Source organism: Enterococcus sp. S86.2, assembly GCF_059834485.2.
The window spans coordinates 1,970,737-1,997,402 of the sequence record NZ_CM206813.1 but is presented as its reverse complement, the minus strand read 5'-3'; the positions used below and the strand labels follow the sequence as shown (position 1 = coordinate 1,997,402).

The following is a 26,666-nucleotide window of genomic DNA, read 5'->3' as shown; positions in this document are numbered from 1 at the left end:
AGCCTATGGATAATCAAATTGAAGTAAATGGCTGGCTAGGGAGGACTTCTGATTCTTCAGAAGAAGCAATTTATCAAGTTGATGCGACCTTTAAGGGAAAAGAAGGGGCTTTGGTTTCTAAAGTGTCTTCAGGTAGTTACCCGCAAACAAATGAGGTTGCCTCATATCAAATTGTTAGTTTGGGAATTATAATTTGTTTGATAGTGCTTATAATTTGGAAATTAAAAAACCTCTCTATGGTAAAGAATGAATAACAATGATTCATAAAATTGAAATAGTGTTTAAAATAAAACCCTTATTTTGGCAAAGCAGGTGCTTGCATATTACGTTTAGCAAGCTTCCTGTTTGTAAAATAAGGGTTTTTGAGTTAAAAAAATAATTTGGTTTAAGTTAGTTTTTTCTATTCATTTGACTTCAAGGCATCAATCATATTGATATGTTTTAGTTTGAAGTGAGTTACAAACATGACGATTAAGGTAAAGATAATGGTTAGACCACCAGAATAAAGATAGGCTGCGGGTTTGATAACCAAAGGAAAGACCATATTTTCCATCGAGGCTTTATCTAAGATAAAGTGGGTTAAAACCCTGCCGACACCAAAGCCTGCAATAATTCCCAAAATAGTGAAGATGATATTCTCTCGGATGATATACATAGTTACTTCCTTGTCAAAAAAGCCTAATACTTTAATGGTGGAAAGTTCTCGTACCCGTTCGGAAATATTGATATTGGTCAGATTATACAAGACGACAAATGCCAGTAATCCCGAAAGTGTCACTAAAATCCAGACGATTGCATTCAAATTGGAGATGGACTGATTTTGCGTTTCAATTTGTTTGGAAATAAAAGTCGTGTTGACGACTTTTTTAGTATCTAATAATACTTGGGCAAGATTATCTTCTTCTTTTGTCGTCATCTTGTTGGTTTTAAGCAATAAACTATTGGCTGAAAATTTTTGGTTGCTGACTTTCTCATAGTAAGGGCGTGTCATGTACAAAAAGCTACCAAGATAGTTTTGGACGATGCCGGCGATTTTGATTTGCTGTTTCTGTTGCTTGCTATCGTAAATGTAAAGGGTATCGCCTTTTTTGATGTCATAAAACTCTGCCATTTTTTTGGTGATGACAGCACCAGTATTTGTCAGCGAAATTACTTTATTGTCTTTATTATGAAGGTGTAAATAATCTTCAAATTCTTTTGCTGCGGTTGGCACCATTAATGTGAGACTTTGTGTTGCCTGATTATTTTTGCGTATTTCGACGGTCTCATTGTGACTAGCCATAAAACTTGTGACTTGTTCATCGTTTTTTAGTGCATTGGTGATCGCTGTAGTATCTGCTGCGGGTAAATCATCTTCTAGGCTGACAATTCCTTGGTAAGCAATGATTGGACCAAATTGTTTTGCAGCAACTGAAGACAAGGAGTCTTTTAAACCAAAGCCGGCTAGCATTAAGCCGGTGCAACCGGCAATGCCGATAATTGCCATTAGCATACGGGCTTTATAGCGAAATAAATTGCGATAGCTAACTTTTTGATTAAAGCTTAAACGTGACCAAAGGGGTGTAATGTATTCTAAAAAAATCCGTTTGCCGGGCTTTGGTGCTTTTGGCTGTAAGAGTTGAGCTGGTTTTTCTCGTAATTCTTTGGTTAAAACGATGAGAGCTGAACCTAAAGTAGCGAGTAAAAAGGCGATAATCGCTTTTAAAATAGGGTCCCAGTCGTAAAAGACATAAGCTTTATTGAAGGAATAGCGGTCGCTCATTAAATAAAAGATAATCCGGGGCAAGAAATTCGTACCGCTGACAACGCCTAAAACTAGCCCAATACTGGCAGCGAGTAAGGAGTAGATGACATATTTTTTCGCTATTTCTGCCTTTGTATAGCCTAGTGCTTTTAATGTCCCGATTTCACGGCGATTTTCTTCGACCATCCGCGTCATGGTGGTAAAGGTAATTAAGGCTGCAATGAAAAAGAAAAAGACTGGGAAGACGTCTGCGATTGCGGCGATACGGTCAGAAAGGCTACCAAATTCTTGGAAACCAACATTGTCAAAGCGATCATTATAGCGATAAACAATTTCCTTCATATTTTTGATTGTAGCTTCTGTTTTTTTTATTTCTGCTGTTCCAGTTGCTAACTCTGACTGATTTTTTTTCAAAGTTGCTTCATTGGTTGCTAGCTGTTTTAGTGCTGTTGTTAATTCTTGCTGTGCGGCTGTTTTTTGTGGTTCGGGTAACAAGCTGATTTGCGCTGCTTGTAAGGCGAGTTTATCTTTTGCTTGTTGTAGTTGCTCTTGCGCGTTTTCTAATTCTTTTTTACCAGTGGCAATTTTTTCTTTTTGGAGACGAAGTTTTTCTGTTGCGTCTGCTTGAATTTCTTTTAAGCGTGCATTTGGACGCTGAGAAAGTTTGTCTTCAATGAGCGCGGTATTTTTTGCCATTTGTTCTTTGTAAGCATTACTGTAGGTTTCGTATTTTTTTACATTGGCAAAGCTAAGATACATGACCGCTTCTACTTCTGCTTTAAAAAGTTTTTTTGGCAAATAGGCAAAATAAGAAACACTGCCATTGCCAACATTGGCATAGCCCCGTTCTACTTCACTGATAAAAAGAGGCGAGGTCACAAAACCAACGATTTTAAATTGTGTGCTTTTTAGTTGCTCATGGTCGTTGATCGTGTATGTATCGCCAATTTTATAACCTTCTTTTTTTGCCAAGTGATCTAAGAGAATTTCATTATCTTTTTTAGGCAGAGCGCCGCTTGTGAGCTCTAAGTGATTTTGGTCATTTTCTTGATCGTAAGAAAAGACCTGGATGACTTCATTTTTCTTTGCATCCGCATAAAAGAATTGATAGCCACTCTCGATTGAAAGTCCGGTGATATCGTCTAAGACATCCTTATCAGCGTTTGTAATGCCGCCTGTTGAGACGACTTGCAGATCCGAAAGTTTGCGTTCTTTTAAATAAACGTCAGCGGAGTGATCTAAAACTGGTTGTGTCGTTTTAATGCCCACGTAAAGTAGCGTACCTAAAAAGATAATCAAAATAATGGCGATAAAACGCCCTTTAGATTTTGTTATTTCACGAAATGTAGCCTTTAAATAGGTTTTATTTTTCATTTTACCAGCCACCTACCAAACTATTTCGTCAATTGAAATTGGATTTTCGTTTATTTCAACTGAGCGTACCTTCGCGTCATTAATGCGAATCACGCGGTCGCCAATTGGTGCTAACGCAGAGTTGTGGGTGATGATTAAAACGGTATTGCCATTTTTGCGACTCGCGTTTTGTAAAAGTTTTAAGACTTGTTTTCCTGTTTCAAAATCCAAAGCGCCTGTCGGTTCATCACAGAGGAGCAATTTAGGATTTTTTGCAAGGGCACGGGCGATGGAGACCCGCTGCTGTTCACCGCCGGATAATTGTGACGGAAAGTTATTGAGGCGGTTTTGCAAGCCGACATTTTCCAAAGTTTGAATAGGATCAAGTGCTTTTTTAGAAACTTCTGTTGCAAGCTCGACATTTTCTTTGGCTGTTAAATTAGGAACTAAATTATAAAATTGGAAAACAAAGCCCACATCTGTCCGGCGATAGGCTGTAAGCTGTTTGTCGTTATATTTGGCAATGTCATTACCAGCGACGAAAATTTCGCCTTCATCTGGAGTATCCATGCCGCCTAAAATATTTAGCACAGTAGATTTTCCTGCACCACTAGGACCAAGAATAATGGCAAGCTCGCCTTTTTCAACGGAAAAACTGAGGGAATCATTGGCGGTAATGGTTGAATCTCCCATTTTGTAGCGCTTCGATTCATTTTTTACTTCTAAAAAGCTCATGGCTGTTTTCTCCTTTAATTGAACAACTTGTTTAATTAATGATACTATGTCAGTATACGAGGAGTTTGGAAACAAAACAATCAGCAATCTTTTTTTGCTTGTTATTAAATAGACAAACTGCCATTTATTTGTTTAGAAAAAGGAGGAAATTATGGTTGGTACCAAGAATAATCGCCGTAGCCAAATGACGAAAAAAATCATTCAACAGGAATTTTTACAACTCTTACAAAATAAGGAATTAAGTGTTATTACGATTACCGAAATCGCAAAAGCCGCTGATATAAATCGTGGGACCTTTTATAAATATTACACAGATCCCAGTGATTTGATGCACCAGATTGAAACAGAATTTTTTAGCGATGTTTTGCAGCGTTTAAATGCCAAACAGCCAGACTTTAATACATGGTTGGAAAATCTCTTGGCCATTTTTGTGGAAAACAGACAGTTGGCGACAATTATTTTATTAAATCAAACCAAAGAACAAAATTTCAATTTGTTACTAGAAGAGATCAAACCTTCTTCTATTGCCCGTTTTGCAGCTGTCTTTGGTACGAAGAACGAAGCGGATTTGGAGCTTTACTTTTCTTATTTTGTCAGTGGTGCATTGGGTTGTATCAAAACGTGGCTGCTACAATATCCAAAGAAAAATCCCCACGAAATTGTCCAAATTTTGCAGAGTTCTTTTCCGGCAAATATCGCACAACAGTTAGAGCTGCGTAATTAAAAAGTAAGCTTAATTACGTTAAAAACGTAATAGTTGTTTAAAACAGTCAAAAAGTATATTTTGAAAGTAGTAGCTAATGTAATTTACCTTTTGGTAAGAAATGCCGGAAATAAAGAATGAGAAGGGGACGATTATGGTGAAATTTCCACGCCGCCGTCAAAATGGCGCTGAAGTAAAAAAGAAGGAAGATTTGGAAGAAAAAATTGTTCTAGCTGACACTGAAGTTGATGATGCTGCATTTCAATCTTTTTTTGGTGATGTCGTAAAAAAATTACCAAATTCTGCTGCGGCGATTATCATGAAGACATTTGATAGCACTAAAGTAAAGGCAGAATCCTTGTTAGCGACCACCCGCAGTCGCTTTGACAGTGTTTTTGATCCGTTTTTAAAGGGTGTGGATGAAACAACCCAAAAAAAATCCCATGGAATCATTCATATGGCTTCATTGAGTGCGGCGATTATTGGTTTGTCGCCAATTCCATTTTCGGATGCTTTTTTATTAGTGCCAGTGCAGTTAGTCATGATGGCGCGACTTCATAAAATTTTTGGCCAATCTTGGTCAGAAGGAATAGGAAAAAGCATGACAAAGGAGCTGGTGGTCGTTAGTTTTGGCCGCAGTGCAGTCGGAAATATTTTGAAATTTGTTCCCGTTGTCGGTACAATCGGTGGCGGTGCAGTCAACGCCGTAGTCGCAATGGCCATCACTGAGTCTTTGGGCTGGGTAACGGTAAAAATGTTGAATGATGGTGAAGATATTTTTGAACAAGTGATGTCCTTTAAGGGGCAGTTCAATACTTTGTTTAAAGCTTTGCAATCTGCTAATAAGAAATGACTAAAAATCCCGTCGCTACAACAGTTATGACGAAATTTCGTCTTTGTTTGTAGGTACGGGATTTTTTTATTTGCGCGTAATTTCGTTAAATCCTAGCTGGCTATCAGTGGCGCAAGGGAATTCATTATCTTTACTTTTACTGTTAGTCAGCTCAGCTGATCGCGTTTATACAGCTTTTATTTTACGTCGAGATTTTTATACATTTCTAAAACGGAAAGGACTTTCAGCGTTTCGTCGTAATAATTTTGACCGTGAATTGGCTCTTGGATGACCCATTTTTGTGAGGTAACTAAACCACTGTAAGGATCTTCGTGATAAGCGCCGACTAAAACGGGGGCAGAAAAGCTTTGATTTTGGTAATCTACTAATGCTTTGCCCTTTAAATTGTAGCCAGCAAAGACCATATTCTCTTTTTCAAAAAAGCGTAACATTTTACTTAAGATAGGCGCCAGGCGTTTATCATTAGATTGCGCTAAACGCAAAGGAATGCGACAAGCGTTAGCGGAATAATCGCCGTCATATTTGTTATTAACTTCGTTTGCTTTAGCAGCGATCACACGGTTATCTTTGATCCAGGCAAAGTCTGGCATAAGACCGGTTTTGTGTTGCGCCGATAATTGTTGCAATAATTCAATCCCGCGGTCATTTAACTGTTGCCAAAAACGATCGCCAGTAAATTTATAAAAGGCATCAAAATACCCTGGCATAATGTCAGAAGGACGTAAAATTTGGCTGGCTTTTTCATCGACAGTTGCCCAATCTCCGACAGTTAGAAAGCCGGTATGGGGATTATAATTGTATGCTTTAATCGCCTGTAATAAGTTTTGGGCAGCTGTTTTATAGTCATGTTTACTATTGGGCCATAACTTGCTGGCCATAAGCAGACTATAGGCAATGTCTAAATCACCATCGGTTGCATTGTGTTTACTATCTGAAACCCAACCTTTTTTTGTTTCCGCTTGCCGCCACTGCATCAGGGGCTTTTTTTCGCTGATTTGGTAATGAGTGTAATAGCGATATAATTTTTCAAAATCTGCTTCTTTGGCAAAACCTTTTTCTGCGGCTAAGGTTACAATCACCATGCCATAGCCTTGCGCTTCTGACAGGGCCGTTTTACCTTTAGCAGCTGTATTCACTATATCTCCTTGTTTGGAAGATACTAGATAGTGTTCGCGCCAATCATCATACATTTTTTGTTGGATATGGGCACGGTTGTCTTTAATCGCCATAAATAAAATTGCGACATAAGATACCAGCAAAATTGCTGCTATGCCCCACAATACTAAGGGTTTTTTCTTCATCGCAAACCTCCACCTTCAAATATTTAACAAAGATTAATCGTTGAAACGCTGTGTTTTATACCATTTTGTACCATCACGTTTAAAAATGCGGTCTAATACTAAGGAAAAGAAAGCCACAATTGAAACGCCTAAGAACAATTGGGAATAAGTAAAATAAGAAGCAACCGAGTACAAAAAGTTTTCTGTAGTTGCTTGGCCGTACTGACTAACTAAAGCAATATTGATTTGTAATAAATAAATGGCAAACATCATTGCCCAATTTACTAATAAAATAGCAGCTATTTGGCGATTGCCACCCCCGAAAGTAAAGGGCATTTGCAAGGTAAAACCAATAAAATTCAATAACATCGTCACCAGATTAACAAGGAAAATCCCAGAAGAGATAACAATGGCACAGTTAAACCAAAAGAAAGTATTGATGTAATAAAAGACCTCCCATTTGATGCGCCAGTTGCTTTTGTCAAAAAGATGCTTCAAGTTGCCCGTGATGACCTCATAATTTCCCTTGGCCCAACGTTTTCTTTGGCGATAGTAAACGCCGATTGTCTCAGGTTCTTGCTGAAAAGCTTCTGCTTGGGGTGCTAAGGCAATTAATTTTCCCTGTTCCATAATTCGAAATGATAATGCGGTATCTTCTGTCAAGGCCCCGTTATCCCAGCCGCCAATTTCTCTGGCGTAATTTTTTTGGATAATAAAATTGGTGCCAGGGATATGCCCGATTTTAAAAAGTTGCCACAATCCTGTATGTTGAATGCGCTGGGATGTCACAACTTCTAAATTGATACAGCGGGTTAAAAAATTTTGTTTATAATTTCGTGTTTTATTGCGACCAAAAACGGCAGCGTAATTTTTGGGATCTTCAATCCCTTTTTTTACGAGAAAATAAAGGGCGTTGCGTTCTGGCATTGCATCTGCGTCATAGACGCACAGCCAGTCGCCTTTGGCTCTTGCTAAGGCGTCATTTAATACACCTGCTTTGCCACCTTTACCCCTGCGTTGGATAATTTCAATATTAAAGTCTGCATACTGGGGTAATCTCGTTACGCTAAGGGCCTCTTCATAGGTATTATCTGTACAATTATCCGCAAAGACTAAGATTTCCATTTGTTCTTTTGGATAGTTCAAATTCAATATTGCCCGCACAGTATCTTTGATGACGATTTCTTCATTGTGGGCTGGAACGACTATCGTAATAAGGGGATACTCTACAAGTGGATCTAATTTACGTTTAGGTGGTTTCAAATTTTTTAGTAAAAAAGTTACTGCGCCATAAATCGTTAAAAGTGAGAAGAAGACTGAAACCCAGATGGAAACAATTGTAAAAATCATTAAACCTCTAGCCACGCAAGTTCCTCCTTTTGAAATATTTCCAAACCCGCGATTGGATAATTAATGCACTGATAAATAGCAAGATTGTTGCAATGAAAAATAAAATGGTGACGACAATTGCCAGCCAATAAAAAATTGTCAGCATATTGATCCTCCTTAAACAATGTATTCTTCAGATAAATCGGTCTCGGCTTGACGATTTAGGCGACTTAAAACTTGTTCAGCAGTTAGCTGACTATCACGTTCTAAGACAATTAAACCAGAACGCAAGGTAATATCTTGGTTGCCGTCAAAAGGAATTAAAGACAGCTGCGTTTTGGTAATTTGCGTCAATTCTCTTAACTGATCGATATTTTCTGTACCAACTAAAGGTGTTAAAACGACAAATGCTCCATCCCCAACATAAAAAAGTTGTTCTTCTGGTAAACGAATGGTTTCTAAATCGTCCGCCAGTATTTTAATTAACTCATTGGTCTTGGTTTCACTTTGATAGCGGTATTGGTCTAAATAATCAATATAAAAAAGAGAAACTGCCAAACAGCGATCTAGTTTTGGCCGTAGTTCAATAGTTTCTACAAAACGTTGGTAGGATTCATTGAACTTTGTGAGGGTTCCAAGTTGGGTTAAGGCATCGGTATTTTTTAAATACGTCGCCATGTCTTTTCTACTGCTTATTACTTGTTTGCGTAAGAAAATATCCGTCTTAATGAAATAACCCAAAACAGTGAAGGCAGGAACGATAAAAATAAAATAATTTTTCAGCCAATTACTCATGACAATTGGAAAAAAGTAGAGAGTAAAGCTACCAATAGCGATCATCATCAGCGAAACAATCACGACAAAAAGGGAAGTCCCCATCATGCCAAAAACAATACCTAAGAAGACCAGAATATTTGCGTAATAAAAAGTCTGGCGATCCACGTAATTGTATAGAATTAAATTTTGGAGTAAGTCTAATGCCATCAACAAAATGACGCCGAATTCTAAATGAATCCGAAAGCGGAGTTTGTTCATTGTATTCACCTCATTATAATTGTCCTTTTCAACACTAGCGTACCATAGCTTATAAAAATCTACCTTTATTTTGATTACAATGGTGTAAAAAAATTACAGATAATGAGTGTTTTTTGTGAATACGATGTAAATTTTTTAAAGAGAAAATATTGATTTGATTGCCTTCGTGTTGTCTGGCTTTCATAAGAGCTTATTTAAGCAAAGGTAAGATTTCAAGAGATTTGAAAAACGTTTATTACTGACGCGTTGAAGAAGTTTGCAAGCTTTTTTAATGGACAGCTTCCAAAATCATCCTTTTGGTCATAAGTAAAAAATTGCTGGATAATTTTGTAACAGGATTATTTACTGTTCTATTGATTTGGAGAATAAAAAAGTATCAGTTGAGATTAGTCAGTAAATAACAGACTTATTTTGAATGTTACAATATATATTATTTGTACTATTTTAGTAGGTATGGTAATAATACAAAAGAAGGATAGCGCTTGCTTTAGCTAAGTAGGCATAATAAAACAGCAAAAGTTCAGGAGGGATAAACGTGAAGGATGCAACGTATTACGCGGAGGCATTAAAAGCTGGGAATATTTCGATTGAGACGCTTTTAACCGAGATAACCAAAAAAGCAGCAGCAGAAGGTAAATTAAACGCTTTTGTTAGTGATTTTGATGTTATCGCAGCCAAAAAAGAATATGAACACAATAAAGATGGTGTATTTGGTGGTTTGCCTGTACCACTAAAAATTTTAGGACAAAATAAGGCGGGCTGGGCACAAACCTCGGCTTCACGAATTTTTAAAGATGCCAAAGCTAGCCACACAAATAATTTTGTGAAATCTTTAGCTGCAAGTGGTCTGACACCTTTTGGTCAAACGAACGCACCAGAATTTGGGTTTAAAAATATTACCGATCCGACACTTTACGGTCCAACACGTAACCCGTGGAATTTAGCCTATTCTCCTGGTGGTTCAAGCGGTGGGGCAGCGGCGGCTGTTGCCGCAGGGATTTTTCCTTTGGCAGCGGCAAGTGATGGCGGTGGTTCGATTCGCATTCCGGCTTCTTTTAGCGGCCTGATTGGCTTAAAGCCAACCCGTGGCACGATTCCGACCGGCCCAGATTCATGGCGTGACTGGCAAGGAGCAGCAATTAATTTTGCATTAACAGTTTCCATGCGGGATACAGAAAAACTCTTCTACGCTATGCGAGGGCAACATCCGGCAGCCCCTTATCAAGCACCAAAACTAGAGTGGGAAGATAAACCATCTAAAAATAAATTGAAGGTTGCCTATACCACAACCTCACCAGTTAAAAGTGATGTTTCAAAAGAAGCAAAAAAAGCCGTAAAGGATGCGGTTGAATTTTTACAGCAAGCTGGACATGAAGTCACAGAAATCACTTATCCACTTGATGGCAAACAACTGATTTTAGATTATTACAAAATGAATGGTGCTGAAACAGCGGCAATGTTTGCTGAAATACAACAAGGAATTGGGCGTAATGTCACAAAAGAGGACATGGAGTTAATGACTTGGGGAATTTACCAAGCAGGATTGAAGACCTCGGCGGCAAAATATGTGGCAACTTTACAAAATTGGGATCGTGCAGCCTTTGTCATGGAGGAATTATTTACACAATACGATTTATTTTTAACACCGACAACTGCATACCCAGCACCGAAAATTGATGCAAGCCTACAAAGTGAAGCAATTTTTGCTAAATTAGCGCAAGCTGAAAATTTGTCTGAGGCACAAGCAGACGCACTTGTGTATGAAATGTTTGAAAAAAGCTTGGCTCTTTCGCCCTTTACCCAATTGGCTAACTTAACTGGGGAACCGGCAATTAGTTTGCCGACTTATCTTACTGCTGAAGGGCTACCTTTAGGAATTCAATTTATGGCGGCTAAGGGTCGGGAAGATTTACTTTTTCAAATTGGCACTATTTTTGAAGTAAATAAAAAATTTCATTTACCAAAAGCGTATCAAGATTAAATTGGACAAGACCAAACATATAGTTGCTGCTAGCTTTGGGGAATAAAAAGCATTCGCAGGTAAATCTTTGTATTTAACCTAGTGAATAAAAACTAGGATTAATAAATAATAAGCATTACAGGGGGAAGACGATGAAAAAATGGGCAACATTAGCAGTTATTGCAGTAAGCGGGATGGTTTTAGCCGCCTGTGGTAATGGAAATAGTAATACAAAAGCAGCAACAAAAGATGATAGTTGGGCTAAAGTAGAAAAGGAAAAAAACTTAACCGTTGCAACTTCGGGTACGTTGTTTCCTTCTTCATACTATAACGATAAAAATGAATTAAATGGTTATGATGTGGACGTGGCCAAAGAAGTCGCCAAACGTTTGGGCGTCAAAGTTACTTTTAAGGAATACAATGTGGACGGTCAAATTTCTTCAATTAATCGCGGTGAGGCAGATTTTGCGGCTAATGACTTTGGTTTATCAAAAGAGCGGGCTAAGAAATTTTCCTTATCAGTGCCTATTAAATATTCTTTTGATAGCATGATTGTCCGAAAAAGTGATGATTCTGGTATCCATTCACTAGCTGATTTAAAAGGAAAAAAAGCCGCCGGTGAACCGAATACGAGCTATATGAAAATTGCGGAAAAATATGGGGCAACACCTGTAACTTATGATAATGCGACAAATGATCAATATCTAACCGACGTTGCCAATGGACGCACTGATGTTATCTTAAATGATTATTATTTACAAAAAATGTCCGTTGCAGCATTACCGGCTATTCCTGTTAAAATTTTAGAGGACGTGTATTTTAACGCTAACCATACAGGCTTTTTGTTTGTTAAAGAGCACAAGGCTTTAAAAGAAAAAGTTGATGAAACGCTAAAAGCTATGCAAAAAGACGGCTCGTTGAAAAAAATCTCTGAAACTTATTTCCAAACTGACGTTTCAGTTAAACCAAAACAAGAAATTAAAGAAACGGTGTCACCAGACTAATGTATATTCCAAAGCTTGATTTTGGCTTGATGCTTGCATCATTACCTTTTGTGTTGCAAGGCTTAAGTTATACGTTAGGGATTAGTTTGATTACTTTTTTATTGGGAAATATAATTGGGGTAATTCTTACAGTCTTGTCTTTTTTACCTAGTAAGATATTACGCAACCCAATTCGTTTTTATATCTCCTTTTTACGGGGAGTCCCAGCTCTGGTTTTGCTATTCTTACTTTATTTTGGGTTGCCATATCAACTGCCGGCGCTAACGGCTGCGATTATCTGCTTTAGCTTAACCAGCAGTGCTTTTATCGGCGAAATTTATCGCGGCGCTATTACAGGAGTAGAGCATGGACAATGGGATGCAGCTTACGCTACTGGTTTGAATTTTTGGCAGACGATCCGACTTATTATTTTGCCGCAAGCTTTTCGCTTATCCGTGCCGGCTTTAGGAAATGTGGCAATGGATTTAGTTAAAGGAACTTCACTGGCAGCTATGATTACGATTCCTGATATTTTTCAAAAGGCCAAAATTGTTGGCGGTCGGACATTTGATTATATGTCGATGTATATTTTAGTCGCTTTAATTTATTGGGGATTATGTATTTTGATTGGCTTTTGCCAACATCATTTGGAAAAATATTTGGAAAAACGTTTTGGCACGATAGCCTAAGCCAAAAGGTAGTGAGGGGATAGTTTTTTTGGCTATTCAAGATTACTGTAAAAGGATGATTAAATGTACAGAAAAATGCATATATTTAAATAATTATGAAAAAAATACTTGTGCATTTTTTTGTAACCTGTTATCCTTTGGGTAACGTTTACAAAAAAATTGGGAAGGAGAAAGCATGATGATTACATTAAACGAACTAAAATTCCATTCATTCATCGCAAATATTTCCTTACTCCCGTATGATATTTCCAATTAATGCAATAGTATGCTGAATTAACAGTCAGACTCTGCCTTGGGTTTTATACTCGGGTAGAGTCTTTTTTGCGCGCAAAAATGATAAAAGCTATATCTTGCCAGAAGATTTTATCTAGCTTTTATAATAAAAACAGGCAAGGATTTCTTTTATTTTATCTAGCTAAACGAACTAACTCACAGCGACAATAAGCCAAAATCTTGTGAAATTAAAAAACAATTTCGCAATCTTCCGTCTTATTGCGAGTGAGCAGAGCACGTTCGTATCGCTTTTATTTTGGAGGTTATTATGAAATACGTTTTAAAGCATTTATTCGCATATATTAAAGAACATAAAAAGCGTTACGCTGTCGTTTTGTTCTTTATGATTATTAACAGCGCGTTAGCTGTTGTACCAACTTATATTATTCGCTTGTTTATTGATGCCATTATCCAAAAGGCACTGACATTTGCGTTATTGCTGCAATACGGTGGACTCTTTGCGTTAACGATTATCATGTGCTATTTGGCGGACTTTACTTGGACCTATCACTTGTTTATCGGGTCTTATGATTTGCAAAAAAGTTTGCGGGAGCAATTGATGGCGCATTTTCTAAAAATGGGGGCACCGTTTTATGAACGTTTTCGCACGGGCGATTTAATGACTCGTTCTAGTGATGATGTTCAAGTGATGGGGATGACTGTTGGTTATGGGTTAATGGTATTTATGAATACGAGTTTATTTTTGGGCTTTATTTTATTGATGATGGCAACGACAGTCTCAGCAGTTTTAACCATAATTGCGTTATTGCCGATGCCGACTTTAGCCTATTATATTTTTAAATGGGGTTCAAAGGTCGATCGTCTTTTTACGGAAGCTCAAAATGCGGTTTCTGATTTGAATAGTGAAGTGTTAGAAATCATCGATGGCATTCGCGTGGTGCGGGCTTTTGGCTTAGAAGAAGAAACGCGCCAGGCTTTTGAAGCGAAAACGACAGTCGTTAAAGAAAAAAACAATCGCGTTTCAGAACTAGATTCTCGCTTTGGTCCTTTGATTACGATTATCTTAGCCATTAGTTTTGTCACAAGTTTTGGTGTTGGGGCCTTCATGGTTCAAAAACAGCAAATCACAGTTGGTGCCATGGTTTCTTTTCAAGTGTATTTAACCATGATTGTTTGGCCCATGATTTCTGCTGGAGATCTGGTAAATGTGATGCAACAAGGGGCAGCATCTTGGCGACGAATCAATGAAGTTTTGCAAACACAAGATGATTTGGAACAAGCCGGGCCCAAAATGCTGCCAGCAGTTGCAAAAATCACTTTTGAAAATTATGATTTTTCTTATCCCTCTAGTTCTAATAAAGTTTTACAGCACATTGATCTCACGATAAAAAAAGGTCAAATTGTTGGGATTGTGGGAAAAACTGGTAGTGGCAAAACTACCTTGCTGCGACAGTTGCTCCATCGCTACCCATATTCAGATCAAGTTCCGCAATTAAACAATGTGCCTTTAACAGCTTTTGATACAGCAGCTGTTAGAAAGCAATTTGCCGAAGTTCCTCAAGAGCATACGTTGTTTTCCCGGACGATCAAAGAAAATTTACTTTTTGGTAAAGAAGATGCGACACAAGAGGAATTATGGCAAGCTTTAGCTAGTGCATCATTGGCCCAAGATGTTGAAAAAATGCCGTTACAATTGGAGACACTGATTGGAGAAAAAGGTGTTTCATTATCTGGCGGGCAAAAGCAGCGGTTAGCTTTGGCCCGGGCCTTCTTGCGCCACAGCGAGGTTTTGTTGTTAGATGATGCGCTTTCAGCCGTGGATGCCAAAACGGAGCAGGCGATTATTAACCAGCTTAAACTGCTCCAAAAAAATCGCACTTCCATTATTGTCACCCATCGTTTGTCAGCTATTACGTCTGCTGATCAAATTATTGTCTTAGAAGATGGCAACATCATTCAAAAAGGGACGCACCAGGAACTGATTAAAACAGCTGGCTGGTACCAAGAACAATACTATCATCAACAGTTGCAAGAAAAATAAAAAACCCTCAGGGGGGATTTTGTCTCAAGTTGTTTGTTAAGGAGTAAAAAGATGTTTAAAACAATTAAGCGGCTTTTAAGCTATTTAAAAGCCCACAAATTAATCTTTGGCGTTAGCGTATTATTATTAATTCTAGCTTCAGGCTTGGAGTTAATCTCGCCTTTAATTGCCAAAAGAATGATCGATAATGTTATGACACCGGCCTTTGACACTGGGAATTTGCCGGTCATGTTATTAATTCAATTATTAGCTTTTTATTTATTGTTAAATATTGTAGGTTCGCTTTTTCGTTATGTAAGTATTTTACAGTTGCGAAAAATGGCCAATCAAATTGTCAAGAAAATGCGGGATCAACTGTTTTCTCAGCTACACCAACTGCCGGTTGCCTATTTTGATACATTACCAGCAGGAAAGATCGTGGCCCGTATTACTAACGATACCGAAGTTTTGCGTTCAAGTTTTTATGTGAGTGTTATTAGTAATCTTTTAAGTAATGTTATTCAAATTATTGGCGTCTACATTGCGATTTTCTTATTGGACAGCTGTTTGGGGGCAGCACTTTTAACTTTATTGCCAGTTTTAGTATTGTGGCAGCACTTTTACACAAAAAAAGCAGCGAAATATAATTTGGCGATGCGAGAATATATTTCCCAAATCAGTGGTCAATTAAATGAATTTGTTCAAGGCGTGGCTGTGATTCAAGCTTTTCAAAAAGAAAAGCAGCTGTTAAAAGAGTTTCGTCAAACAGTTACAAAATGGTTTAACGTCGGTAAAAAAGCGCTCCTACTCGATGCAGGTGCGGCTTGGGGATTGGGTACTTTTTTACGAAATATAACGATTTTACTCGTGATCACAACGCTGGCTAGTTTCTTTTTAAATGGGCAGTTGGCAATTTCCGCGGGGCTTTTATATGCTTTTATCGATTATATTAATCGCTTATTTGATCCCATTGAAGGTATGGTACAAACCATAGCAGGTGTACAGCAATCTCTTGCGGCCGGTACAAGAATTTTTGAATTGGCCGATGAAAAAATAGAAAGCCAAGAAGAAAATGAGATTCAAATCAAAAAAGGTGCAGTGGCATTTAAAGACGTATCTTTTGGGTATACGAAAACACAACGGGTATTGCATCATATTGATTTTACAGCAGCACCCGGGGAAACTGTCGCATTAGTTGGTCATACTGGTTCGGGCAAATCTAGTATTTTAAATTTACTTTTTCGCTTTTATGAACCAGATAGTGGTGGTATTTTGATTGATGGCAAAAAAATTGCTGACTATAGTCGCCAATCGTTGCGGCGTTTTATGGCGATAGTCATGCAAGACCCCTATTTATTTAGTGGCACGATTGCCAGTAATATTCATATGGGGGATAAAAGTATTAGTGATGAAATGGTTTTAGCGGCTTTAAAACAAGTTGGAGCCCAGGACTTAATTGCCCGATATCCAGATGGCATTCACCATTTGGTAGTAGAAAAAGGGCAGGCCTTTTCCAGTGGTGAAAGACAGTTGATCAGTTTTGCTAGGGCTTTGGTATTTAATCCGAAAATTTTAATCTTAGATGAAGCGACAAGTCATGTCGATACCCAGACAGAAGCAATTATTCAAAAAGCAATGGAAGTACTGCAAAAAGGACGGACGACGTTTATTATTGCCCATCGACTTTCTACTATTAAAGAAGCAGATGAGATTTTAGTTTTAGATCAAGGGAGAATTGTGGAGCGCGGCAGCCATGATACGTTAGTGAAACAAGAGGGAATTTATTATCAAATGTACCAGATGCAAGCGGCCCAATTATCAGCATAATGGACAATTTTTGACATTCTAAATCCCTGTGTTAAAATCGTAGCAGACATTTTTAGCTGTTGGAAATGGATATTTTATAGATTGGAAGTTTAAAATGGTCAGTGATATTTTAAGTTTATTTGTCATGATTTTGGTTGGAATTTACAGTGCGTTGTTCTTAAGTACTGGCGTTTGGTTGTTGTATTTGCAAATCAAAAGTAAAGTCAGCAACATGGATCAGAGCGCTTGGGAAGCCTATTTCAATAAAATTCAACCTAAAGGAGTTATGCTTCGTGTCCTTGTTTGCTATGTTATTATTTTGGCGCTGATTGCAACGTTAAATACGTTTGCTGTTTGGCAGGGAAATTTTTACTATGGCATGTTAATGGTTGCCTGTGGTCTGTTCCATATTTTTTATAAGTTTCAAACCCAAAAAGGTGATTTTTCCAAACTTTTCAAAGGTCCGAAATCCTAGTTTTATACGTTGTAACTAAACTACCCGAAAAATTTCTACTCCTAAGTGCGCCCGGTTGTTTTTATTGAGGTGGCAAGGGAAGTGAATTTTTCGGGTATTATTTTCGCGTATTAATAGCGTGCTAATTTTTGCGCTTTTTGCGTATTGGCAAAATGCAGTTTAGCGTATTGTGCTAACAGCGTGATGCCGCCTTGCTGTAATATTTTTGCTGCCACTTGATCAGACTTACTACCAGCCCCTGAGGGTACAACAAAACCTAATTTCATTGAAGCCGCATCTAGCTCTGCTAAAAAACTAGCCCGGCATAAAATAGAAGCAGCGGCGACAGCCAGATGATATTGTTCTCCTTTTGTTACAAAATAGAGATTTTTAGTAACTTGATTTTTTTCCTGCTGCAAATATTTGCGATAATTTGTTTCTGAGGTGAATTGATCAATTAAGATTCCTTCTTCTTTAACAGGCGCAATTTTTTGCTGGAGTAAGTAAATTGCTTGATTGTGTAACGCGACTTTCATGCGTACAGCGTTATACTTTGGTTGGATTTCGTTATACTTTTCTGGTGTGACAATTAATTTTTGAAAAGGAACGACTGCTTCAATTTTAGGCGCTAGTTGCCGAATTTCTTTATCAGTTAACATTTTGGAGTCTTTGACGCCAATTTCTTTTAAGTATGCTAGATTTTCACTTGCTGCATAAACGGCACAGACTACTAAAGGACCAAAATAACTGCCATTGCCTACTTCATCACTACCGATGATACTTTTTTTGGCAAAATCTTTTGGCAGTCCACCAGTAGGTAAATTATTTTTTCCATTAGAGGTGCTGGTATTTTTTTTACTTGTATTACTTGCGACTGTCGCATTTTTGTTATCCCATTTACTAGCCTCACTTTGAGCGTTAGTACCTTGAAACATTACTTTACCAGATGTATAGCCGGTGATTGTGACACCACTTTTTTTGGCAACAAATAAGGTATAGGGAGTTTTAGTGGGAACAGTAAAGGGCGCATAATGCGCTTTTAACTGATCAAGTTGAATTTTACTTAATTTTAAAACAATTGTATTCATCAAAACGTCCTTTTTTATGTTGTATTTGCTATTAGATTTTAACATAGATATAAAAAAGCAGAGGGTAAACAGGAGAATTTTAACTAATCGTGGAAATTTTACCGTTTTTACCCTATAATATACAGGAGTTTGCCGCTAAAACTTTTAGTGGTAAAAGTGCTATAATAATGCAGTTGGTTTTCTGAAAGTTATGAAGAAGGGAAGACAGAGCATGGTAGCGGAACGCAAACGCTATAAAGCTGTGATCGCTAATCGTAGTTATACGATTATTGGAAATAAGAGTTCACAGCATATGAATCTGGTCACAAAGCTTGTGAACGAACAGCTAAGTGAGATAAAGATGATTTCACCCCAGATTAATGATGAACAAGCTGCGATTTTATTAGCAGTCAATGCAGTCTCAGACCAAGTAGACAAACAAGCAGAAGTATTGCGGCTACAAAAAGAGGTGCAAGAGCTACGGGAGAAGACAGTTCGAATTGTCGAATTGGAAAATCGCGTCAAACGAATTGAGACAATTGAAAGCGAAGCGCGAAAATATTTGGCGGAACAAGGGCAAACAGATGTTAAAATCAAAAACCATGTTCACGCCCAACAAATTTTAAACGAAGCTAGAAAAGAACAAATTAAACAAAAGACGTCACTAGACAGAAAGGACTAACAGATGGTTGGATTATTGATTATCCTGATACTTGTGATTGCGTTTTATATTGGAGGTCGCCGTGGAACGCCATTACAATTAGTATACACGCTAGGATATTTTTTATCTTTTGCTGTGGCGTGTTTTAGTTACCAAGGCCTAGCAAAAAAATTGGAACTATACATTCCATATCCTTCTGTTACCCCAGATTCCAAAATGGTTTTTTATAGCCAAACGCAGTCTTTGGATTTGGATAAGGCGTATTATGCAGCAGTTGCATTTTTGGTAGTCATGTTTATTGGTTGGCTAGTTACAAGTTTAATTGCTGTCTTTTTAAACAATTTGCGTTTTAAGCGTCTATTGGAAAATTACGATTGGGTATTAGGCGGCTTGTTGAATGTCCTAACAGCTTATGTTGTGATTTTCTTTGTACTTTTTGTGTTAGCGATGATTCCTTTAGCAACAATTCAAAATATATTTCGAGATCACTTTTCCACCCGCATGATTGTGGAACATTCCGTTATCTTGTCTTGGCTTTTTAAAAATCTGTGGGTGACAAGTATTCTTGCTTAAAAAACAGGGCAGTGTTTGGCAGCAGCTGAACTGGCCTGTTTTTTTCACATTTTAACAGGTAGGTGAAAGAAATGAACAAACGTATCTATGAAACCTTAGAGTTTTCTTCTGTGAAACAAATGGTGGCACAATACCTCCAAACAGCACAAGGGGAAGAAGAGTTAGGGAATTTAATCCCAAGTACTGATGAAACGGTTATCAATAGTTGGTTAAATGAAACGGCAGATGGATTAAAAGTCCAGCGTTTACGCGGTGGAATACCCATTCCTAAGATTGAAAATATTCGGCCGCAAATGAAGCGAATTGAAATTGGAGCAGACTTAAATGGTAGTGAATTAGCGCAAATTGCGCGGGTTTTATCCACAACCGGACAGGTCAAAAAATTTATCGCCGATTTAGCCGATAGTGAAATTGAGTTTTTGCGTCTTTATGATTGGAATGACCAATTAGAAACGATGCCAGAACTAACACGACGCTTGCAAAGTGCAATTGACGAAGATGGTTATGTCACCGATGAAGCTTCACCAGAATTAAAAATTATCCGCAATAACATTCGGCGAAGTGAACGAACGATTCGAGAACAGTTGGATGGGATTTTACGTGGAAATAATGCCCGCTATTTAAGTGACACGATTATTACGATGCGAAATGATCGTTATGTAATTCCCGTTAAACAAGAATACCGCGGTGTTTTTGGTGGTGTTGTTCACGACCAAAGTTCTTCTGGTCAAACGCTTTTTATTGAGCCAAAACAAATCGTTGAATCAAACAACCGTTTACGGCAACACCAAATCAATGAACGACAAGAGATTGAACGTATTTTAGCTGAACTTTCAGCTGAGTTGGTTCCTTATCAAAAAGAGATTCTTCACAATGCTTTTGTCCTAGGCAAATTTGACTTAATGAATGCGAAAGCGCGATTTGCAAAAGAGTTAAAAGCAGTCGTGCCAACCATTAGTTCAGAAAATCATGTCTTTTTCAAACAAGCACGTCACCCGTTAATCAATCAAGATATTGTCGTTGCCAACGATATTATGATCGGTAAAGACTTCCAAGCCGTTGTAATCACGGGTCCGAATACTGGTGGGAAAACAATTACCTTAAAAACGTTAGGGTTGTTGCAATTAATGGGGCAGTCGGGATTACCAATTCCCGCTGCAGAAGACAGTCAAATGGGAATTTTCCATGAGATATTTGCAGATATTGGTGATGAACAATCCATTGAGCAAAGTCTGTCTACTTTTTCTTCTCACATGACCAATATCGTTTCAATTTTAGCCAAAGTAGACAAAGACAGTTTAGTTTTATTTGATGAATTAGGAGCAGGGACAGATCCGCAAGAAGGAGCTGCGCTAGCCATTGCCATTCTAGATGCATTAGGTGCAAAATCTGCTTATGTCATGGCGACTACCCATTATCCAGAATTAAAAGTTTATGGCTACAATCGGAGCAATACGATTAATGCGAGTATGGAATTTGATGTTGATACATTGAGTCCCACCTATCGTTTGTTAATTGGCGTGCCCGGGCGTAGTAATGCTTTTGAAATATCAAAACGCCTTGGTCTAGATGCGCAAGTTATTGCGGCAGCTAAACAAATTATGGATGGGGAAAGTCAAGATTTAAATGAAATGATTGCCGATTTAGAAAATCGTCGTAAAATGACAGAAACAGAATATCTAGAAGTACGGCATTACGTGGATGAAGCTGCTAAATTACAACAAGAATTAAAAGAGGCCTATAGTTATTTCTTTGAAGAGCGGGAAAAAGAATTAGCCAAAGCAAAAAAACAAGCCAACGAAATCGTTGATGAGGCTAAAGAAGAAGCAGAAGTGATTATTTCTGATTTGCGTAAAAAACAATTGGCTGCAGGTCAAGGGGCAGTTAAAGAACATGAGTTAATTGATGCCCGCAGTAAACTAGATAATTTGCATCAAACAGAAGATAATCATTTGAAGAAAAATAAAGTCTTACAAAAAGCCAAGCAAGCCAAAAAATTAAAAGCTGGCGACGAGGTGCTGGTTGCTTCATATGGTCAAAGGGGAATCTTGATCAAAAAAATGAGCGATCACAATTGGCAAGTTCAGTTGGGAATTTTGAAGATGACCTTACCTGAAAGTGAACTGCAAAGTGTCGCACCTGTAAAAGAGCCGGTGCAACGTGTTGTTAGCACTGTCCGTTCTGATAACAGTAGTCATGTCGCAACCCAACTTGATTTAAGAGGTAAGCGGTATGAAGAAGCATTAAATGAAGTGGATCAGTATTTAGATGCGGCCATTTTAGCGGGCTATCCGCAAGTAACCATTGTTCATGGTAAAGGTACAGGTGCATTGCGGCAAGGTATCACAGATTATTTGAAAAATCATCGCAGTGTCAAAAGCTTTGAATTTGCACCGCCAAATCAAGGTGGAAATGGTGCGACTGTAGTAAAGTTTAAATAACTTTTAAATTAATCCAATTCAAAAAAATATGAAAGAATGCAGTGTAGCGCACTTTTTCAAAAGCTGTTTTTTACACTTACCAATTGTAAGCAAAAAATTATCATCCCTAACTTTTCAGTGCTATACTCTTTTTTAGAGAGATAATACATCTTATTTAAGGTTATCCTTTGGGGAAATTCAGTTGAGAAAATGCGCAACGCAAAATCGGAGGGAATAATATGTCAAAAGCAATTACAGATGCAACATTTGCAAGTGAAACAGATGAAGGTTTAGTTTTAATCGACTTTTGGGCAACTTGGTGTGGTCCTTGTCGCATGCAAGCGCCAATTTTAGATCAATTAGCAGCTAGCCATGATGAAGACGAGTTAAAAATCGTTAAAATGGACGTGGATGAAAATCCTGAAACACCAGCGCAATTTGGCGTAATGAGTATTCCAACTTTGTTACTAAAAAAAGACGGCGAAGTTGTGGATAAAGTAATTGGTGTGCATACAAAAGACCAATTAGAACAATTAATCGCATCACATTTGTAAAATTCAGTTTTATTATTTAAGATTGGGACAAAAGCCAGCTTGGCTTTAATCCCAATCTTTTTTTAATTCTTAAGGGAGTATAAAATTTTCACATCTAAAAACGTTAAATTAAAAGCGCTAGCGATGTCCGGCTTCACAAACTAGCTTTATCGGCAATAAGCGAAAATTTTGTTAAGTCTGAGGAGCGACTGAACAAAATTTTAGTCTTATTGCGCAAAAGCTGAGCGAGTTTGCGAAGCCTTTTTTTAGTTGGTCGGGAAGTAGAAAAATAAATTTGTACCAATCAGATAACTGGCCGTAAAATTTAAAGTGTAATGAAGTTCTTTTTCTGGCAGATAATGGTGTCAATTAACTATTTTTCATTTATCCATAAAAAAATTAGATTAACTGGTTGCATTTTTAATACAAATCGTTTATATTATGTGTGTAAACGGTTACACAAGGAAGATGGTGAACAAATGGCAACGATTCGTGATGTCGCAAAATTAGCAGGATTATCCGTCGCAACAGTTTCAAGAGCAATCAACGGGAGTGGTTATGTTAGTGAAGAGTCTCGTAAAAAAATTGATAATGCCATAAAAGATTTGGATTTTCGTCCCAATGAAGTGGCACGCTCTCTCTATCAAAAAAAATCAAAATTGGTGGGATTATTATTACCGGATATTTCTAATCCTTTTTTCCCATTATTGGCAAAAGGTGTCGAAGATTTTTTGCAGGCAAAAGGTTATCAAGTTATTTTAGGCAATGTCCAAGAAAATCCTGAACGCGCTAATGATTATTTACACGCCTTTAATCAAAATAACGTGGCTGGTGTATTATCTGCTGTAGATAACGACTATGCTTTTTATGACAGTGTTCATCCCCTAGTGTTTTTAGATCGTGTAGGCAAGGATTCAGAGTATTCCATTCACGCCGATGACGTGGCTGGCGGGGCTTTAGCAGCTACAACGGTTTTAAAAAGAAAGACAAAAGAAATTATCGTCATCTCTGGTCCTAAAGAAATTGATCGCTCCCAAGAACGACTACAAGGAGTTTTGAGTGTTTTAAATCAACAAAAGAGTAATTATTATATCGTGAACTCTGCTTCTTTTTTATTGGAAGATGCAATTATTACAGCACAAGCGGTGTTTGAACAATTTCCTCAAGTTGATACTGTGATTGCTCCTAGTGATATTCATGCGATTGCGCTTATTCAAGAGGCTTACCGCCGGAATATCAAAGTGCCCGATGCCCTACAAGTAATCGGCTACGATGATATTCCAATTAGTAATTTGGTGGTACCGCCGCTAACGACGATTCATCAGCCGGCTTATGAAATGGGATATAAAGGTGCTGAGATGTTGTATCAGTTAATGAACGGACAAAAAGTGATGCAAAAAAAATTAGTCTTACCAACTCGTTTAGTCAAACGGGATACTTTACGAAAGAAGGAAGCACAATGAAAATTACGGTTGTAGGAAGTATGTCGACAGATTTTGTGGTTACTACAAACATTAAGCCTGATCAAGGCGAGACTGTTTTTGGTGAAAAATTTGCGACTGCATTTGGCGGTAAAGGTGCCAATCAAGCAGTCGCTGCCAGTCGTTTGGGTGTGGAAGTGGCGATGGTTGGTGCAGTTGGCAGTGATGATTTTGGTACAGCAATTTTAAATAATTTAGTAGAAAATGGGGTGGATGTAAGTTGTGTGGAACGGGTTACACATGCTGAAAGCGGTTCTGCCCATATCGTATTATACGATCATGATAATAGCATTATTGTCATTCCTGCTGCTAACAACGAGGTAAAGCCTAGTAATATTGAGAAATTCGCATCGCAGTTGTTAAATAGTGACTTAGTTATCTTACAAAATGAAATTCCCCAAGCAACAAATGAAGCAATTATTGATTTTTGTTGGGAACATAGCATTAAAACTTTGTTAAATCCTGCACCAGCCCGCCCCCTTGCAAAAGACTATCTTGAAAAGATAACTTATTTAACTCCTAATGAGCACGAATCGGCAATTATTTTTCCTGATCAAAGTCGCTCACAGGTATTAGCAAAATATCCCAATAAGTTAGTGATTACCCTCGGGGCGATGGGGGCAATTTATCACGATGGTAAAAAAGAAGAAATTGTACCGGCTTTTGAAGTGCAACCAGTTGATACAACAGGGGCAGGAGATACGTTTAACGCTGCGATGGCAACTGCTTTACTATATGGCTTGAAGATGTCAGAAGCTTTGCGTTTTGCCAATTTGGCTGCTGCAATTTCTGTCCAAGGCTTTGGTGCCCAGGGTGGTATGCCGACACTAGAAAAGATGAAGGAGCAACCTCAATATGAAAAAACATGGCATTTTAAATAGCGAGATTACAAAAGTTTTAGCTGATTTAGGTCACACAGATCAAATTACTATTGGGGATGCCGGACTGCCGGTACCCCATGGTGTAGCAAAAATTGACTTAGCTTTAAAGTTTGGGCTACCGAGTTTTAACGATGTATTGTTGGCGGTGCTTTCAGATATGGCAATTGAAAAGGTCGTTTTAGCAGAGGAAATTAAAACTCAAAATGTCCAACAATTACAAGCAGTTTTGAAAGCGCTACCTAAAGGGGTGGAAATTGTCTATGTTTCTCACACAGAATTTAAAAAGCAAACGCAAAATAGTAAAGCCGTTATTCGTACTGGCGAAGTAACGCCTTATTCCAACATTATTTTACAGTCTGCTGTCATCTTTTAAGGAGGGAATAACATGTACGTTGAAATGAAAAACATTTCAAAGTCTTTTGGCACAAATCAGGTTTTACGGGATGTCAGTATTGAAATAAAAAGCGGTGAAATTCACGCCTTGATGGGTGAAAATGGTGCAGGGAAATCAACGCTAATGAATATCTTGACCGGTTTGCATAAAAAAGATTCTGGAACGATTTTAATTGATGGACAAGAAAAGACATTTTCAAGTCCTAAAGAAGCCGAAGAGTTTGGGATTAGTTTTATTCATCAAGAAATGAATTCTTGGCCACAAATGACCGTATTGGAAAACCTATTTTTGAACAACGAACTAAAGACCCCTTTTGGTTTATTGGATACAAAGAAAATGCGAGAAATCGCCTTGCACCATTTTGCTCAGCTGGGAATTTCACTTGATTTAGATAAAGAATTAGATGAGCTATCAGTCGGGCAACAGCAAATGATTGAAATCACCAAATCTTTAATGACCGATGCAAAAATTTTGATTATGGATGAACCTACCGCCGCCCTTTCTGATACGGAAATCAAAGCCTTATTCAAAATTATTTACCAATTAAAAGCACAAGATGTCGCAATCGTTTATATTTCCCACCGAATGGAAGAGATTTTCCAAATCAGTGATGAAATCACCGTGATGCGAGATGGTCTTTCCATTGATACGACAAAAACCAGTGAGACAGACGTCAATGAAGTAGTTCGCAAAATGGTGGGACGCGAAATTTCAGATTATTATCCTCAAAAAACGGCTATCATCGGAGAAGTCGTCTTTACAGCAGCGCACTTAACCGGTGCAAATGGGGTTTTCAAAGATGTTTCCTTTAACGTTAGAAGTGGTGAAATTGTAGGTTTCTCAGGTTTAATGGGGGCTGGTCGTACAGAAATTATGCGGGGAATTTTCGGTTTAGATCCTTTGGAAGAAGGAACTATCACGATTGAAGGTGAGTCAAAAAAAATCGAGTCCCCGGCTAAATCTATTCAAAATGGTATTGGCTTTTTAACAGAAGATAGAAAATCAGAAGGCTTAGTCTTGGACTTCTCTGTGTTAGATAATATTAGTCTGCCTTCCATTGACGGCTTTGTAAAAAATGGCTTGATAGATAAAAAAACAGAAGCAGAATTTGCCGAACTATTAATTAAACGACTTCTAATCAAGGTGCAATCTGAGGATGATATCGTTGGTGATCTGTCTGGGGGAAATCAACAAAAAGTTGTTTTAGCCAAATGGATCGGTGCTGGACCAAAAGTATTGATTTTAGATGAACCAACCCGTGGAGTAGACGTGGGTGCTAAACGTGAAATTTACCAATTGATCAATGAATTAGCAGATCGCGGGGTAGCAATTATCGTCGTTTCCAGTGACTTGCCAGAAGTAATGGGAATAAGCGACAGAATCTTGGTCGTTCACGAGGGCAGGATTAATGGTGAATTGCAAAAAGTAGATTTTGACCAGGAAAAAATTATGACTTATGCAACAGGAGGAAAATAAAA

Annotated in this window: 24 protein-coding genes; 17 read left to right on the top strand and 7 right to left on the bottom strand. The window is 38.0% G+C overall.

The features are described 5' to 3' along the window. The first annotated feature begins 5 nt into the window (after positions 1-5). The gene (locus AC6R0T_RS09410) at positions 6-254 is read left to right on the top strand and encodes a hypothetical protein (protein WP_303754637.1); all 249 of its coding nucleotides are present in this window, start codon (positions 6-8) and stop codon (positions 252-254) included. A 146-nt stretch (positions 255-400) separates the two neighbouring features. Here AC6R0T_RS09410 and AC6R0T_RS09405 read toward each other — a convergent pair whose 3' ends face one another. Both AC6R0T_RS09405 and AC6R0T_RS09400 read right to left on the bottom strand, forming a co-directional pair. Further along, positions 401-3,118: an FtsX-like permease family protein gene (locus tag AC6R0T_RS09405; RefSeq protein WP_303754638.1), complete on the bottom strand. Its 2,718-nt coding sequence runs from the start codon at positions 3,116-3,118 to the stop codon at positions 401-403. 12 nt (positions 3,119-3,130) lie between these two features. Next, the gene (locus tag AC6R0T_RS09400; protein ID WP_206905204.1) at positions 3,131-3,832 is read right to left on the bottom strand and encodes an ABC transporter ATP-binding protein; all 702 of its coding nucleotides are present in this window, start codon (positions 3,830-3,832) and stop codon (positions 3,131-3,133) included. A gap of 151 nt (positions 3,833-3,983) precedes the next feature. On the opposite strand from AC6R0T_RS09400, the gene AC6R0T_RS09395 reads away from it, so the two are divergent. Both AC6R0T_RS09395 and AC6R0T_RS09390 read left to right on the top strand, forming a co-directional pair. Continuing rightward, complete coding sequence (locus AC6R0T_RS09395) at positions 3,984-4,556, top strand: TetR/AcrR family transcriptional regulator (RefSeq protein WP_303754639.1); 573 nt, start codon at positions 3,984-3,986, stop codon at positions 4,554-4,556. 133 nt (positions 4,557-4,689) lie between these two features. Beyond that, complete coding sequence (locus AC6R0T_RS09390) at positions 4,690-5,388, top strand: YcjF family protein (RefSeq protein WP_303754640.1); 699 nt, start codon at positions 4,690-4,692, stop codon at positions 5,386-5,388. 176 nt (positions 5,389-5,564) lie between these two features. Here the strand turns inward: AC6R0T_RS09390 and AC6R0T_RS09385 are convergent, their stop codons facing one another. The 4 genes from AC6R0T_RS09385 to AC6R0T_RS09370 are packed head-to-tail and all read right to left on the bottom strand — an operon-like array spanning position 5,565 to position 9,032. Next, on the bottom strand, positions 5,565-6,689 hold the full coding sequence (locus tag AC6R0T_RS09385; RefSeq protein ID WP_206905195.1) for a family 8 glycosyl hydrolase: 1,125 nt from the start codon (positions 6,687-6,689) through the stop codon (positions 5,565-5,567). 33 nt (positions 6,690-6,722) lie between these two features. Continuing rightward, positions 6,723-8,033: a glycosyltransferase family 2 protein gene (locus AC6R0T_RS09380; RefSeq protein WP_303754641.1), complete on the bottom strand. Its 1,311-nt coding sequence runs from the start codon at positions 8,031-8,033 to the stop codon at positions 6,723-6,725. Continuing rightward, complete coding sequence (locus tag AC6R0T_RS09375) at positions 8,026-8,163, bottom strand: hypothetical protein (RefSeq protein ID WP_206905189.1); 138 nt, start codon at positions 8,161-8,163, stop codon at positions 8,026-8,028. Before AC6R0T_RS09375 ends, AC6R0T_RS09380 begins: the two co-directional genes overlap by 8 nt. 11 nt (positions 8,164-8,174) lie before the next feature. Next, positions 8,175-9,032 carry a hypothetical protein gene (locus AC6R0T_RS09370; RefSeq protein ID WP_303754642.1) on the bottom strand — a complete coding sequence of 286 codons (858 nt, stop codon included), beginning with the start codon at positions 9,030-9,032 and terminating at the stop codon, positions 8,175-8,177. A gap of 535 nt (positions 9,033-9,567) precedes the next feature. On the opposite strand from AC6R0T_RS09370, the gene AC6R0T_RS09365 reads away from it, so the two are divergent. The 6 genes from AC6R0T_RS09365 (at position 9,568) to AC6R0T_RS09340 (ending at position 17,199) form a co-directional block, all read left to right on the top strand. After that, positions 9,568-11,013 (top strand): amidase, encoded by a 1,446-nt coding sequence (locus AC6R0T_RS09365; RefSeq protein ID WP_303754643.1) that lies wholly within the window; start codon positions 9,568-9,570, stop codon positions 11,011-11,013. A 131-nt stretch (positions 11,014-11,144) separates the two neighbouring features. Then, entirely contained in the window at positions 11,145-11,996 is an 852-nt protein-coding gene (locus AC6R0T_RS09360; RefSeq protein ID WP_282462260.1) for a transporter substrate-binding domain-containing protein, read from the top strand. Further along, positions 11,996-12,664 carry an amino acid ABC transporter permease gene (locus AC6R0T_RS09355; RefSeq protein WP_303754644.1) on the top strand — a complete coding sequence of 223 codons (669 nt, stop codon included), beginning with the start codon at positions 11,996-11,998 and terminating at the stop codon, positions 12,662-12,664. Before AC6R0T_RS09360 ends, AC6R0T_RS09355 begins: the two co-directional genes overlap by 1 nt. Positions 12,665-13,205: 541 nt before the next feature. Then, positions 13,206-14,939 (top strand): ABC transporter ATP-binding protein, encoded by a 1,734-nt coding sequence (locus AC6R0T_RS09350; RefSeq protein WP_303754645.1) that lies wholly within the window; start codon positions 13,206-13,208, stop codon positions 14,937-14,939. A 51-nt stretch (positions 14,940-14,990) separates the two neighbouring features. Then, the gene (locus AC6R0T_RS09345; protein ID WP_303754646.1) at positions 14,991-16,745 is read left to right on the top strand and encodes an ABC transporter ATP-binding protein; all 1,755 of its coding nucleotides are present in this window, start codon (positions 14,991-14,993) and stop codon (positions 16,743-16,745) included. A gap of 94 nt (positions 16,746-16,839) precedes the next feature. Continuing rightward, positions 16,840-17,199, top strand: a complete 360-nt coding sequence (locus tag AC6R0T_RS09340; RefSeq protein WP_206905173.1) for a hypothetical protein — start codon at positions 16,840-16,842, stop codon at positions 17,197-17,199. Positions 17,200-17,309: 110 nt separating this feature from the next. On the opposite strand, the gene rnhC is transcribed toward AC6R0T_RS09340, so the two are convergent. Continuing rightward, positions 17,310-18,266, bottom strand: a complete 957-nt coding sequence (gene rnhC / locus AC6R0T_RS09335) for a ribonuclease HIII (protein WP_303754647.1) — start codon at positions 18,264-18,266, stop codon at positions 17,310-17,312. Positions 18,267-18,477: 211 nt separating this feature from the next. Here rnhC and AC6R0T_RS09330 point away from each other — a divergent pair, with 211 nt between their 5' ends. The 8 genes from AC6R0T_RS09330 to AC6R0T_RS09295 all read left to right on the top strand — a co-directional run bounded on the left by AC6R0T_RS09330 (position 18,478) and on the right by AC6R0T_RS09295 (position 26,664). After that, entirely contained in the window at positions 18,478-18,927 is a 450-nt protein-coding gene (locus tag AC6R0T_RS09330; protein WP_303754648.1) for a cell division protein ZapA, read from the top strand. Positions 18,928-18,930: 3 nt separating this feature from the next. Continuing rightward, a complete protein-coding gene (locus tag AC6R0T_RS09325) occupies positions 18,931-19,479 on the top strand; it encodes a CvpA family protein (protein ID WP_303754649.1) in 549 nt (182 codons plus the stop codon). A 71-nt stretch (positions 19,480-19,550) separates the two neighbouring features. Next, positions 19,551-21,920: an endonuclease MutS2 gene (locus AC6R0T_RS09320; RefSeq protein ID WP_303754650.1), complete on the top strand. Its 2,370-nt coding sequence runs from the start codon at positions 19,551-19,553 to the stop codon at positions 21,918-21,920. A 218-nt stretch (positions 21,921-22,138) separates the two neighbouring features. Continuing rightward, positions 22,139-22,453 carry a thioredoxin gene (trxA, locus tag AC6R0T_RS09315; protein ID WP_206905164.1) on the top strand — a complete coding sequence of 105 codons (315 nt, stop codon included), beginning with the start codon at positions 22,139-22,141 and terminating at the stop codon, positions 22,451-22,453. Positions 22,454-22,875: 422 nt separating this feature from the next. Continuing rightward, a complete protein-coding gene (locus tag AC6R0T_RS09310) occupies positions 22,876-23,895 on the top strand; it encodes a LacI family DNA-binding transcriptional regulator (protein WP_230709232.1) in 1,020 nt (339 codons plus the stop codon). Continuing rightward, positions 23,892-24,794, top strand: coding sequence for a ribokinase (gene rbsK / locus AC6R0T_RS09305; protein ID WP_303754651.1), 903 nt, complete (start codon positions 23,892-23,894; stop codon positions 24,792-24,794). The genes AC6R0T_RS09310 and rbsK overlap by 4 nt, the downstream gene beginning before the upstream one ends. After that, the gene (rbsD, locus tag AC6R0T_RS09300; protein WP_303754652.1) at positions 24,769-25,167 is read left to right on the top strand and encodes a D-ribose pyranase; all 399 of its coding nucleotides are present in this window, start codon (positions 24,769-24,771) and stop codon (positions 25,165-25,167) included. The genes rbsK and rbsD overlap by 26 nt, the downstream gene beginning before the upstream one ends. A gap of 12 nt (positions 25,168-25,179) precedes the next feature. Beyond that, positions 25,180-26,664: a sugar ABC transporter ATP-binding protein gene (locus AC6R0T_RS09295; RefSeq protein WP_206905150.1), complete on the top strand. Its 1,485-nt coding sequence runs from the start codon at positions 25,180-25,182 to the stop codon at positions 26,662-26,664. The last annotated feature ends 2 nt before the right edge of the window (positions 26,665-26,666 follow it).

What these genes read in the sequence shown, in the direction of transcription:
- AC6R0T_RS09410 (WP_303754637.1), top strand. Translation starts at nt 6, where the DNA reads ATGGATAATCAAATTGAAGTAAATGGCTGGCTAGGGAGGACTTCTGAT.
- AC6R0T_RS09405 (WP_303754638.1), bottom strand. Translation starts at nt 3,118, where the DNA reads ATGAAAAATAAAACCTATTTAAAGGCTACATTTCGTGAAATAACAAAA.
- AC6R0T_RS09400 (WP_206905204.1), bottom strand. Translation starts at nt 3,832, where the DNA reads ATGAGCTTTTTAGAAGTAAAAAATGAATCGAAGCGCTACAAAATGGGA.
- AC6R0T_RS09395 (WP_303754639.1), top strand. Translation starts at nt 3,984, where the DNA reads ATGGTTGGTACCAAGAATAATCGCCGTAGCCAAATGACGAAAAAAATC.
- AC6R0T_RS09390 (WP_303754640.1), top strand. Translation starts at nt 4,690, where the DNA reads ATGGTGAAATTTCCACGCCGCCGTCAAAATGGCGCTGAAGTAAAAAAG.
- AC6R0T_RS09385 (WP_206905195.1), bottom strand. Translation starts at nt 6,689, where the DNA reads ATGAAGAAAAAACCCTTAGTATTGTGGGGCATAGCAGCAATTTTGCTG.
- AC6R0T_RS09375 (WP_206905189.1), bottom strand. Translation starts at nt 8,163, where the DNA reads ATGCTGACAATTTTTTATTGGCTGGCAATTGTCGTCACCATTTTATTT.
- AC6R0T_RS09370 (WP_303754642.1), bottom strand. Translation starts at nt 9,032, where the DNA reads ATGAACAAACTCCGCTTTCGGATTCATTTAGAATTCGGCGTCATTTTG.
- AC6R0T_RS09360 (WP_282462260.1), top strand. Translation starts at nt 11,145, where the DNA reads ATGAAAAAATGGGCAACATTAGCAGTTATTGCAGTAAGCGGGATGGTT.
- AC6R0T_RS09355 (WP_303754644.1), top strand. Translation starts at nt 11,996, where the DNA reads ATGTATATTCCAAAGCTTGATTTTGGCTTGATGCTTGCATCATTACCT.
- AC6R0T_RS09350 (WP_303754645.1), top strand. Translation starts at nt 13,206, where the DNA reads ATGAAATACGTTTTAAAGCATTTATTCGCATATATTAAAGAACATAAA.
- AC6R0T_RS09345 (WP_303754646.1), top strand. Translation starts at nt 14,991, where the DNA reads ATGTTTAAAACAATTAAGCGGCTTTTAAGCTATTTAAAAGCCCACAAA.
- AC6R0T_RS09340 (WP_206905173.1), top strand. Translation starts at nt 16,840, where the DNA reads ATGGTCAGTGATATTTTAAGTTTATTTGTCATGATTTTGGTTGGAATT.
- rnhC (WP_303754647.1), bottom strand. Translation starts at nt 18,266, where the DNA reads ATGAATACAATTGTTTTAAAATTAAGTAAAATTCAACTTGATCAGTTA.
- AC6R0T_RS09330 (WP_303754648.1), top strand. Translation starts at nt 18,478, where the DNA reads ATGGTAGCGGAACGCAAACGCTATAAAGCTGTGATCGCTAATCGTAGT.
- AC6R0T_RS09325 (WP_303754649.1), top strand. Translation starts at nt 18,931, where the DNA reads ATGGTTGGATTATTGATTATCCTGATACTTGTGATTGCGTTTTATATT.
- AC6R0T_RS09320 (WP_303754650.1), top strand. Translation starts at nt 19,551, where the DNA reads ATGAACAAACGTATCTATGAAACCTTAGAGTTTTCTTCTGTGAAACAA.
- trxA (WP_206905164.1), top strand. Translation starts at nt 22,139, where the DNA reads ATGTCAAAAGCAATTACAGATGCAACATTTGCAAGTGAAACAGATGAA.
- rbsK (WP_303754651.1), top strand. Translation starts at nt 23,892, where the DNA reads ATGAAAATTACGGTTGTAGGAAGTATGTCGACAGATTTTGTGGTTACT.
- rbsD (WP_303754652.1), top strand. Translation starts at nt 24,769, where the DNA reads ATGAAAAAACATGGCATTTTAAATAGCGAGATTACAAAAGTTTTAGCT.
- AC6R0T_RS09295 (WP_206905150.1), top strand. Translation starts at nt 25,180, where the DNA reads ATGTACGTTGAAATGAAAAACATTTCAAAGTCTTTTGGCACAAATCAG.